This is a genomic window from Bacillus timonensis (assembly GCF_004799755.1).
GTDB classification, from domain to species: Bacteria; Bacillota; Bacilli; order Bacillales; family Bacillaceae_L; genus Ferdinandcohnia; species Ferdinandcohnia timonensis_A.
The window spans coordinates 1-11,831 of sequence record NZ_SLUB01000080.1; the positions used below are offsets into that span (position 1 = coordinate 1).

8 protein-coding genes and 1 pseudogene are annotated in these 11,831 nt (G+C 35.7%); 6 read left to right on the plus strand and 3 right to left on the minus strand.

The features are described from left to right. Both E1I69_RS25125 and E1I69_RS22445 read left to right on the plus strand, forming a co-directional pair. Positions 1–241, plus strand: a 241-nt coding sequence (locus E1I69_RS25125; protein ID WP_242634679.1) for a transposase, incomplete at its 5' end; no start/stop codon positions are given. A gap of 261 nt (positions 242–502) precedes the next feature. Then, the gene (locus E1I69_RS22445) at positions 503–868 is read left to right on the plus strand and encodes a winged helix-turn-helix transcriptional regulator (protein WP_136381757.1); all 366 of its coding nucleotides are present in this window, start codon (positions 503–505) and stop codon (positions 866–868) included. 61 nt (positions 869–929) lie between these two features. Here the strand turns inward: E1I69_RS22445 and E1I69_RS22450 are convergent, their stop codons facing one another. From E1I69_RS22450 to E1I69_RS22460, 3 genes are read right to left on the minus strand one after another with little or no spacing between them, the layout of a single operon-like run. Then, positions 930–2,099 (minus strand): Ger(x)C family spore germination protein, encoded by a 1,170-nt coding sequence (locus E1I69_RS22450; protein ID WP_347561862.1) that lies wholly within the window; start codon positions 2,097–2,099, stop codon positions 930–932. Further along, complete coding sequence (locus tag E1I69_RS22455; RefSeq protein WP_136381758.1) at positions 2,018–3,139, minus strand: GerAB/ArcD/ProY family transporter; 1,122 nt, start codon at positions 3,137–3,139, stop codon at positions 2,018–2,020. Before E1I69_RS22455 ends, E1I69_RS22450 begins: the two co-directional genes overlap by 82 nt. Positions 3,140–3,146: 7 nt before the next feature. Beyond that, positions 3,147–4,628: a spore germination protein gene (locus E1I69_RS22460; protein ID WP_136381759.1), complete on the minus strand. Its 1,482-nt coding sequence runs from the start codon at positions 4,626–4,628 to the stop codon at positions 3,147–3,149. A gap of 244 nt (positions 4,629–4,872) precedes the next feature. On the opposite strand from E1I69_RS22460, the pseudogene E1I69_RS22465 reads away from it, so the two are divergent. The 4 genes and pseudogenes from E1I69_RS22465 to E1I69_RS22480 all read left to right on the plus strand — a co-directional run. Further along, positions 4,873–5,541 (plus strand): annotated as a pseudogene (locus E1I69_RS22465) (carbon-nitrogen hydrolase family protein); the annotation flags it as partial. Positions 5,542–6,381: 840 nt separating this feature from the next. Continuing rightward, the gene (locus E1I69_RS22470) at positions 6,382–7,218 is read left to right on the plus strand and encodes an aldo/keto reductase (protein ID WP_136381761.1); all 837 of its coding nucleotides are present in this window, start codon (positions 6,382–6,384) and stop codon (positions 7,216–7,218) included. 211 nt (positions 7,219–7,429) lie between these two features. After that, entirely contained in the window at positions 7,430–8,137 is a 708-nt protein-coding gene (locus tag E1I69_RS22475) for a hypothetical protein (RefSeq protein WP_136381762.1), read from the plus strand. Between the two features lie 1,097 nt (positions 8,138–9,234). Beyond that, positions 9,235–11,442 (plus strand): tail fiber domain-containing protein, encoded by a 2,208-nt coding sequence (locus E1I69_RS22480; RefSeq protein ID WP_136381763.1) that lies wholly within the window; start codon positions 9,235–9,237, stop codon positions 11,440–11,442. Positions 11,443–11,831 lie beyond the last annotated feature (389 nt).

Consider the following 11,831-nt stretch of genomic DNA (forward strand, 5'->3'; position numbering starts at 1 on the left):
CTACGCTCAACGTAAAGTTGAGGTAGAAAGTGTGTTCGGTCACATCAAGGGCAATAGGTCGTTCCGCAGATTTTCCTTGCGGGGGCTCGACAAAGTACATGTCGAGTTTGGGATTGTGGCATTAGCCCACAATATGCTGAAAGTAGCAGGCATCCGCCAGTTACTTTCAGAGAAAAATCGAAAAACTCAAAAGGGCAAGGGAGAAAAACGAATTGTTTTTCCCCCTTGCCTTATTTTTTAGGACTTATCGGACAGTCCCTATTGTTTTATTAAACCTTTACTGTGATTCTACCTCTTGTTTGTCCTTTTAAAATAGTAGGTAAGGTTTCAGGTAATTCTTCTAGTGTAATTTAAAGTAATACCTTTGACTTGTACAGCAGAATATAATTATATATTCACTGCTAATATATAATGTATAGAAGGATATTACAAGTACAGTCTTATATTTTATATAGTGAAAAAAGTATACTGTGGGTTATAATAAATATGGAGGTGATGTGAAATGTCGCGAATGCAGGATAAGATGTTTAATTGTGAAAAAGAATTAACTCTTTCTGTTATCGGTGGTAAATGGAAGATGCTTATACTATGGCATCTAGGAAAAGAGGGAACGAAGCGATTTGGTGAATTGAAAGCTCTTATGCCAGGGATCACTCAGAGAATGCTAGTTAATCAATTGCGAGAACTGGAAGAAGACTTGATTGTAAAACGGGAAGTCTATCCCGTGGTCCCTCCAAAAGTAGAATACTCCCTTACTGAACAAGGAAGAAGCTTGATGCCGATTCTCGATGCTATGTATAAATGGGGAAAAGACTATATGGAAACTGCTGGGTTGAATCCTTTAGTAAAACAAGAGTCGATTAGGTAAATTTTAACTGGTAATCTAAGGTTGACTCCGGCCAAGGGGGTCAACCTCTTTTCATGATAATTTAATAATTATTTTTAGTATTTTGTAATGACTCAAAATGAAGCTGATAATTAACTTTTATTTCCATTTTTCCCCAAGCGTCTAACCATACCTTTTCGCTGATGGGTTTGGAAAAGGGGCTAAGGGTGTGTGTCCCGATTTCAAGAGGATCCACCTTCTGCTCTTGCATTTTTTTTATGAGGTCCGTAGTTTTCATTTCTAATTCAGTTTCAATTTCCTGATGAAGCTGCATCAGCTCATGTCCGTTGAGTAAATTTTTATTACCTCGATATTCCTCAATTCTTCCATTTAGTTTCACGTTTATTGTAACTAGGGAGAGATTTTTATCTAAATCCACATTTACTCTTGAGCGCAGATGTCCAATAACCACATCTAAATCGGATATTGGGAAAAAAGACAAATAGTGATCATTGTCAAGAAGTTGAAATATTTGATCTTCGGTACTTGTGACCATTTCTATTAATTTATCATTGCTAAAAAAAGCAGTCCCCTCGTAAGTAAAGTTATCTTTCGCTACTTTGAAAACAGGAAGAACGGGATCTGAAAATGGTGAAAACAGCTTATTTTTATATTCATGCAAATTGATAATGGTCATTTCACCTTGTCTATTGATCTCATAGTGTCTTAGCATCCGATACAGGTAATAATCAAGGTTTTCTTGCTTCTTTGCTTGTCTGTTAATATATTCGTCAAAATTACCTTTAACGATTACTAAATACATTCGTTGCGAAACATCATAGTCTGTCAATAGCGTGTTAATCAACTGAATAATCCCTTGTTTCGCTAATTCCTCATGAATTAAAAAAAAACGGAGTTGTCCAACCTTCAATTCACGATAATATCTTAAATTAAAATCTTTTCCTCCCTGTTTAAGGAGATCAACTTCTAGTGTTAATAAGCTTTTTGGCTCATTTACTAGTGGAGGGACTAATGTACTCATTTTTATTTTTCCTTTTTCGCCTTCACTAATTGACCAAAAAGAGACAGGGGCAATATCTTCAATTGTGTTGTTCTCAACAAATGGGGCACATCCTGGAATCATGGCTAATGAAACAAAGATTCCCAAAACTAAAAGCATTTTCTTTCGTCTCATGCTTTTACACGCCCTTTTAGCTTTGTCAATAGGAGCAAGAATGTTGGGACGATTAAGTAAGTTATTCCACTTAACCAAATTTGAATATTCAGGAGAATATTCTGTTCCGTTTCAATGGACCAAACCCAATTATTCACAATTACAAAGCAGAAAAATAACATAATACAAGTGACAGCAAAACCCATACGTGAAGGTTGGGTACTTGTTTTTTTTAGGATAATTCTTGTAGCACCATATATACATAACAAGAAAATTGATATAGCAAACACCAATAAAAACATATGTAATGAAATCAGGATAATATCCAGTCGTTCAAACATAGGAGATTGTAAGTATCGAAGCATATGAATAATAGGGTATTTAGTTTTACTTAAATAATTTGAACCGAAAAAGAATAAACTCGCAATAAACAATAGCAAATACTCTGAAGTAGAAAGAGCATTCGCATAGGTTAAATATTTACGCATGTTTTGTTGTGGTTTGATCCAAGGAATAAAACAGATTAAATACTCTGGTCCTGAATATGAAGCCCAAATGAGTAACAATCCTTTCCATGAATCAGTTGTCCAATTTGTTGGTATCAAGGGATACAAATCATGTAATGCAGCGATTGGTGGAATAAAATACGGATAATATAAAAAAATCATCCAAAAAACACATAAAAAAACAATTACCACAAACCGTATAGTATTTTTCATTCCAAGTGAAGCAACATAGGAACTCGTAAGAAGAATAAAAAAAATAATCCAATTTGAATTCATTGATGGGAAAATAAAATCATGAATGATTCCTATGTATCCGAGTGTGATCACCGTTATTTTGATTAATATTAATATAAGGCCTATAAAAGTCAAAAGCCTTACCATTCGAACACCAAAAAGCTCTACAAAACCTTGATATCCCTTTTTAGCATAATTTGATTCTAGCCATTTACATAACAGCCATATATTGAGTTGGGAAAAGATTGCCATTGCAACAATGCCCCAAATCATAAACGGGTGTAATAAGTAGGTAGGCATTAAAAAAAATAGGTAAAGCATTTGGAAACGGTTGACGATGAAAAAGGCATAGATTCCGTCAATTTTAGATGATTTATCAAATAAGGAAAATGTGGTCAACTTTGAATCACATCCTTCGTTTGTATCTCAATTTCTGTAAAGGGTGTAAATGATCCGGACGAGATTTCATGTTTGTTAAAGGCCCTCTAATAAAGAGATCGATCCAGTCCTTCCAGTAAAATGGAGCGACTGGTGAAAAGTAGGGTTGTTTTAAGGAAGTAAGACCATTTAGATGTGCCAAAATGACAACAGCTCCCATGGCAATGCCAAAAACACCAAAAATGGATGAAAGGAGAAGAAAACCAAATTGAATGAGTGTATTTGCCTTCGTCATCAAATAGTTTGGTACTAAAAATGAGGAGATGGTTGAAATACAAACTAATACAATTAATACTTTGCTCGCAAAACCCGCTTGAACCGCTGCTTGACCGATAACTATACCACCAATCACCCCTAAGGTTTGACTAGATTTGGTCGGCATCCGTAAACTCGCTTCTTTTATGATTTCAAGAATAGTTAACATCAGTATTGCTTCCCAAAATGGTGTAAAAGGTAGTTTACTTCTAGATTCCACTAAAACAAATAGTATTTGTAGGGGAATCATTTGATAATGGTGGGTTGATAGTGCAACATAAAATGGTATCAGTGTGACGGACAGAAAAAAGCTTAAATATCGAATAACTCTTAAAAAACTTGCAACCGGCCAACGATTAATATAATCCTCAGGTGATTGGAAAAGGTGAAAAAAGGTGATTGGTGCAATTAATACAAACGGTGTGTTCTCTACCAAGATCGTTAATTTACCGAGCCCTAAGGAATAAGCACAAACATCTGGGCGGTCAGTTTGTTGGAATTGTGGAAAAATACTGTGACTATGTTCCTCCATAAATGCCGCTACCTGGGATGAATCGAAAAATAAATCAAAATTAATTTCAGAGATTTTCTTTCTTGCTATTGATATATATTCAGGATTGGTTAACCCGTCTATGTACATTAGGACAACCGTTGTTTCACTTAATGAACCTACTTTATATTTCTCTGTTTTTAATTCCGTAATAGGAAGTCTTCTACGTACGAGGGTGATATTTGGTTCTAATTGTTCAGTGAAACTATCTTTTGCACCGTATAAAATTGTTTCTGTTTCAGAGGTTTCAATCCCCCTACTTAATTCGTTAGGAAGAGGAATGACCAACCATTGTTCTTGGATACAATCATTCAGAAGTACAGCACCGGTGAGGAGTAATTTCTGTGCCTCTTCAAGTAATTGGATCTTCATTACTTTAGGTGTGGCAATGCTTTCGTAAATCATGGCATGTGGACATTGGATAACAGGTTCTATTATCGATTCATTCAAACGATCCAGGTCAATTAAGGTTCTTAAATAGATTAAGACAACTTTTTGATCGTTAAGTGTAGTGCGTTCGACTATCTCTACATCGTCCATATTGTCTAAAACCTGTTTTAGAGAGTCTAGTGATATCTTCCTTTGCACAGGTTGTTGAATGTCACTACTATCATTAGCAAAGCTTTTACCCTTTTTCCAAAACATAAACATCCCTCACTGATATAAGCTGCCATTTTTTCACTTTAGAAGAAGTTTAATGGTAATTCTTTCTTTTAGTATGTAAAAGAAAAGATTATTTTATCCAAATAAAAGAAGGTAGGGGAAACTATATAAATTTTTCAGTATAGTTTTTGTCACTATGTAATGAAAAAGTGCGTACTTGTTCAAATTTTTTATTTCGCTAATAATAGGATTAAATGATTATTACAAATAGAAAGAAGGGGATTGTATGCAAATGAGAGTATCAGCCGTTCAGTATTATCTTCATACCATTAGCTCTTTTAAAGAGTTTGCAGACCAAGTGGAGCATTATATAAAAATAGCAGAAGAATTCGGATCCGATTTTATCATCTTCCCTGAATTTTTCACTACTCAACTTATGTCCATTGGCAACGATAAAGGGGAAGCATTAACCATCCAAGAATTACCTCATTATACCGATAAGTACCGGTCATTATTTATCGAACTTGCCAAACAATATAAGATGCACATTATAGGTGGAACACATGTGGTCCGTAATGGTGATCGCCTTTATAACGTTGCTCATATGTTTTACCCGGATGGAAGAGTGGTGGAACAAGCGAAACTTCATATAACTCCAACAGAGGTATATGAGTGGAATATGAGTCCCGGAGACGGTCTGGAAGTTTTCGAGACTGAAAAAGGGAAAATCGCTATGTTAACGTGCTATGATATTGAATTTCCGGAAATCGTTCGTATGGCAAAGGCGAAAGGAGCAGATGTCATTTTCTGTCCATCATGTACAGACGATCGCCACGGCTTTCACCGTGTTCGTTACACAAGTCATGCAAGAGCTATCGAAAATCAAGTCTATGTTGTTACAACTGGTACGGTCGGTGCGCTGCCAACCGTTGATTTCATGCGTGCCAATTTTGGCCACTAATTTTAATAGTACTAGGCCTCTTTACTCAGCGCCAATTAATTTAAAAAATGCTAACATTTTGCTAACACAATCAAATGAAAAACAGTCAATGCCCATTAAAGATGTTACAGATGTAATTTAGTAAAACCCTGATTTACTGCACTCTAGGGAGAGCGTGTTAAAGATATTACACACTCTCGCCTTACGGGCGGCATGATGTAAAAGCCGCTTCACCCCTTGAAATATAAGGGCTTTATGTAAGATGAGAATGGAGCGTTAACATTTTGTTAACATAAGGTTTTTAACGGAGGCTTCTCATGAGTTGAGTAAACTTGTGGGAAGCTTCTTTTTTCATTTCTTCTGGTATCGATTGTATGTAGGTAAAGATGTTTGTTTTGCCTTCTGAATATCTCACATGATCTATACTTTTAAGAGGTAGGTGACAGAAAGAGGACAATTATGCTCAAAACATCACATATATTTGAAAGAAAAAAGTTTTAGCATCTCGCCACAATGAAATAAAAATTGCTTGAAAGTTACTAATTATTTATCATATACTTAGTTTGTATAATGAATAAACAAAGGGAAATTGAAATATGACTCTCATAATATAGGGAGAATAGAAAATCTAATCATGATTTCTTAGAATATGGAGGGGGAGAAGGAAAAATGTAGTTGTAACAGGTGGTAGTGGATTTCTTGGTCCTAGCGGTAATAAATAATTTTAAAATCATGATTATGAAGTTATTTATGCAGATTTTAAGTATCCAAAAGAAGTGTTATGCGGGACGTCATGACAAATTTAACGAATTTATTTAGTGTTATAAAACTTCTTTAAAAGGAGAGATAAACAATATGGGTAGTTTACAAGATACAATTACATTACATAACGGTGTAAAAATGCCATGTGTGGGTTTTGGTGTTTTTAAAGTTAAAGATGGAGAGGAAGTTGTGAATTCAGTAAAAACAGCTCTCGAAAATGGATACAGAAGTATTGATACTGCAGCCATTTACGGAAATGAAGAAGGAGTCGGCAGAGCGATTGCTGAATCAAATGTTCCTAGGGAAGAATTATTTATCACTACGAAAGTTTGGAACGCAAATCACGGCTATGAATCTACTCTATCAGCTTTTGATATTAGTATGGAAAAGCTGGGTATTGACTATCTAGACCTTTATTTAATTCATTGGCCTCTTCCTTCTAAAGGTAAATATATAGAAACATGGAAAGCGCTTGAGAAGCTGTATAAGGATGGACGTGTACGTGCTATTGGTGTAAGCAATTTTAAAATACATCACCTTGAAGAAATCATAGAAAAATGTGAAATTATACCGATGGTTAATCAGGTAGAATATCATCCGCGCTTTAATCAAAGAGAATTACATCATTTTTGTAAAATGCATGGAATCCAGCTTGAAGCATGGTCTCCATTAATGCAAGGAGGCCTGCTCGAAGAACCAATTTTGGTTGATATTGCAAAAAAACACAATAAATCTACTGCCCAAATTATTATCCGCTGGGATATACAAACAGGAGTAGTCACGATTCCAAAGTCAGTAAAGCCTCACCGTATTGCCGAAAATGCTGATGTTTTTGATTTTGAACTTTCACAAGAGGATATGGAGAAAATTAATGCCCTAAATCAGGACCACCGTATGTTTGCAGATCCAGATAATTTTGATAAGGTATAGGAACATTTTAGATTTAGCGTGTAAAATCATTTTTAAACACTTTAGCAAGAGTAAAAGAATCTTCTCATAAGTCATAGACTATTGAGAAGATTTTTTTCTGTTCATCAAACGTCTGATTAAAAATCAGCTCTTATTGTTTCGTATCGTCAGGCGATATAACACTTGTCAAATTGATAGAATTCCCTCATAGTAAATAGATAGGAGGTGCGATATGAGACGCGATATACAACCTAACGAACAAGCTTTCTCTACTAAGGAAGTGGCAGAAAAAGTGGGGATTGCAACACCCACTGTCCGAAAGTATGGGCAAATCTTAGAGCAGAATGGATATGAGTTTTTAAAGGATGGCGATCGGCGTATTTTTGTTCATTCTGACATTGAAGTGCTTATAGCGTTACGCGATACGGACAAGTCCCTAGACGATACAGCAAAAGATCTTGTGGAACAACAACGAGAGAGATTAGTAGAATCTATTGAAACAAAGATGGCCATTACCAATACATATGAAAGTTTACCTCAAGATCCTAATCAATTAAAAGAGGTCTTAATGTTTTTAGCCAATGAACTCGCAGCCACTCGTGAAATGAATGTCCAACTGACAAACGATATGTTGGAGCTTAAAACAAAGGTTTCCCGGCTTCAGCAAGATCATCATATTATAAGTTCAACTATTGGAAATTCAGCGCAAAAAACGAATGCTAAAATTGAAAAATTAACTGAACAACAAAAGAACCATTACGAAACATTGCTGCAACAAGAAAAACAAAAATCTGAACTCTTACAAAAAGAAATACAAAATATGCGGGGTGAACAGAAAAAAGAATGGTCTTTACAAAATGATTTCAATAAACGTTTAGAAGAAGCGATACAAAAACCTAAAGAAAAATGGGGAGGACTTTTCTCTATATTCCGAAAATAAGATACCTACTTTGGCTCTTTAGAGTTTGCTGTTTAAAGATTGGAGAAGGAGCTTATGAATCTATAACAATACCTCATTCATCTTTATTAGAGCAATCTTGAAAGGGTTGAACTGCACTTTGATTGTCCTATATCGCCAGGCGATATACCTTGCTATTAAACCCCAAGAGCCTTTTTCTTTAAGAACTGATATGCGACATGATTTACATCTGATGAATGAGTCATTCTCTTCCTGGGTAGCGGGAATGTACACCTACTATCTTTGTTGAATCTGACATCGTAGCCTTATAGCGTTACGCGATACGGACAAGTCTTTAGATGGTACAGCTAAAGACCTTGTTATCAATAAAAAGACGTTAAGTATGAACCAATAAACTCACAGCCACGTGTGATGTGAGATCCAACTGATAAGCGATATGTTATAGTTAAAAATATAGGTTTACAGGTTCCAACAGCACATCGTGTCCTTAATAGCGTTTCACAGGAAAGGGCCTGGACAACTATTTTTATGATTCGTATCGCTGGGCGATATACCTTGCAATTAATCCCCAGAACTTTCATCTTTAAGAAAAGAAAGTCCGATATGCGACATGATTTACATCTGACGAATGAGTCCATTCTCTTCCAAGGAAGTGGAATCCACACCACTCTGTAAAAGTATTGCCACAATCTGGAGTGAAAAGTTTTTAAAAGTGGGTACACGTACTTTGTTCAAGCTGACATTGGAGCCCTTATATCGTTTTGCGATACGGGCAACTTCCTAGATGATACAGCTAAAAATACTGTGTATCAATAAAATGAAAGATTAGTATGAACCAATAAAACAAAGATTGCGGTACCTGATTCATTTGAAAATTTACCCTCGCTCCAATGAAAACCACCATTTTCCAATTTTCAACAAATTCCCGGGAAATATCTACAAATTATGAGTAGATATCGACAAAAAAATATTAAAGTAACCATTTTAACTTTCCTATTGAACTTAATCTTGATTATTTCCAAGGTATCATCTGCCACTATATGTAACTACCTATAATTTTTTTAGAATGCCCCTCAAATCATTAGTTTTAACTCGAATAATAATATAGGAGGGATTTTATGAATCGAAGAAACTTCATTGTGAATTTTTTACTTTGGATATTATCATTCTTTTATGGATATAAACTTGGACATTGGGAACGTCAAAGTTTAACACCAATTGAAGATAGTAATGGAAAGGAAAAACCTGAAAAAATAGAGGCTTTAAGCGAAAAATTGTCTGATACCGATGAAGATATAAAAAATAGAGGAATTAATATTAAATATCCGCCAGCACCTTTAATTGGTGCAAAGGTTGATGGGGTTGCTGATGATACAAATGCGATAAGAGCAGCCTTTGAACTTGCAGAAAAAAATAAAACAAAGATTATCATCCCTGGGATATCGGTTATTACTGGTGAAATCGAAGTTAAAGTTCCAATGGTTATAGAAGGTATTGGTTCTGGTTCTGGATATGGAGATAACGATTTAAAAGATTACCGGCAAATAAGTGGATTTTTAGTCAAGGGGACTGGTAAAAAAAGAGTACTTACGAGAAGAAAGCATCGTAAAAATCCACTTAGTTCACAGGATGATCCGATTTCGGTTGCTTTAAATATTCAAGCGGAAAATGTCGTTTTAAAAGACTTTACCGTGTTTTTAGATTTTGATAAGAAAGACAATTCCCCTAGGAACTATGGAGCTAAATGGGATATTGGTATTTTTGTTGGGTGTCGTACACACTTCTATGCTCATAATGTACACGTATTAGGTTATTTTAGACAAGCAGGTTTTTATTTTGATGTTACACATGCAACCAATTTACCGCGGTTTAAAGACCTAAACGGAAATCTTTACGATAACACAAATAATGTAAGCGGTGGCGATGGTTGCACATTAGTTAAGTGTTTCACAAGAGGCGCGAAATGGGGTATTCACGTTGCTGGAGTCCTACCTGGTGGTAACGGTACATACTATGATGAAGAATTAGGCAAAAGAGTTCCTGACTGGAGAGGTGCATTCGGGTTTTCAGACTTTTCGATGTATAGCTGTTCAATTTATGGTACAGATCACCATAGTAACTTTAGACGAAACTCTGCAAGTGGAGATTATTTAACGGATTCAGCGGGTGGATCAATGTTTATTGATGCTAGAGCGAATAATGCGAATAAATCTGTTCAAGGAATAAGATTCTTTAGTTGTAGATTCGCATCAATTGAACCCTACCGTGTTAAATTGGACCAAGCCAACAGAGTAATGTTCTATGGTTGCCACATTGAGAAACGGTCAAGTATTAAAGCGAAAAACCCTAATGGTTCAACCGTCAAATTCGATAATACCGATACATATGGGTTAATTACATGTACAACCAATACTAACAATTTATATGCATCAGGTATGACAGGTAACTTAAGTAAAGAGTTTATCCCATCGTCAGTTCAGTTTGATAATTTTGCACCTATAGGTGACTCTGACGGTGCTAGCACAACCAGAAGGATGAATGCAAATGGTTTTGGAGCAGTATCAGGTGAGTTAGATTTACGTTCAGCTGATGAATCCTCAGCTGTTCGTTTTCTTCATGGAGCATCGGCCGCAGCGTTACTAGATAATAAGGGCTTGAAATTTTTAGAAACGTTAAAAAACCCGACGGTTGCATCAACATCCGGGGACTTGACCATAAGCTCAGCGTCAGATTCATTTATTCGTTTTCGCTCAGGCACTGACAGTATTGCTTATTTTGACAATACTGCATTTAAGCCTACTAAAGATAATTCTATTAATTTGGGTAGCTCTTCACAACGTTTTAAACAACTTTATACAAGTACGGGTATCATAAATACGTCTGATAGAAATGCAAAAAGAGATATAAAACCTATTACCGATAAAGTCCTTGATGCATGGTCAAAAGTAGAGTACTCGGAGTTCCGTTTTAAAGATGCAGTAAAAGAAAAAGGAAATAAAGCAAGGATTCATTTCGGCATCATCGCGCAAGAAATTGATGAAGTGTTTAAAAGTCATGGGTTAAATGCACTTGACTATGGAATTCTTTGTTATGATGAGTGGGATGATCAATACGAAGAAATCATAGAAAAGAAAACAATTATTGATAAAGAAACAGGTGAAGAAAAAATAGTAGATGTCCCTGCTGGAAGAATGAGAAAGGTTGTATCTGGAGGGAGTATGTATAGCATCCGTCCTGATGAGTGTTTAATGTTGGAGTCTGCCTTAATACGCCGAACACAAAAGCAATTACAAGATAGAATTTCAGAGATAGAAGGCCGAAAGTAGACATGTACATGTATACTAATATTTAAGCTATGATCAAGGTGTTAAAGGTCACGAGTGGATACTAACGGGTTCCGTTTTGAGGTGCAAACATACCTATTATCAAACGCGTAGGGTTTCTAAGGTCAAATCACAGTAAAAATCATAGTCAAATGCTTTAGAGAAATAAAGACAGTAAATATTCGGACAAAGGAAAGCCAAAACATCGCGGTTGTGTCCGAAGTCGAGGCATCTTCTGACAAGGGAAAGCCAAAACATCTCAGTTATGTCTGAAGTCGAAGCATCTTCTGACAAGGGAAAGCCAAAACATCTCGGTTGTGTCCGAAGTCGAAGCATCTTCTGACAAAAGAAAGCCAAAACATCTCAGTTATGTCTGTCTCTTATACACATCT

Bases quoted from the DNA above. Each gene is read 5' to 3' on its own strand.
- E1I69_RS22445 (WP_136381757.1), top strand. From the start codon at position 503: ATGTCGCGAATGCAGGATAAGATGTTTAATTGTGAAAAAGAATTAACT.
- E1I69_RS22460 (WP_136381759.1), bottom strand. From the start codon at position 4,628: ATGTTTTGGAAAAAGGGTAAAAGCTTTGCTAATGATAGTAGTGACATT.
- E1I69_RS22470 (WP_136381761.1), top strand. From the start codon at position 6,382: ATGGGTAGTTTACAAGATACAATTACATTACATAACGGTGTAAAAATG.
- E1I69_RS22475 (WP_136381762.1), top strand. From the start codon at position 7,430: ATGAGACGCGATATACAACCTAACGAACAAGCTTTCTCTACTAAGGAA.
- E1I69_RS22480 (WP_136381763.1), top strand. From the start codon at position 9,235: ATGAATCGAAGAAACTTCATTGTGAATTTTTTACTTTGGATATTATCA.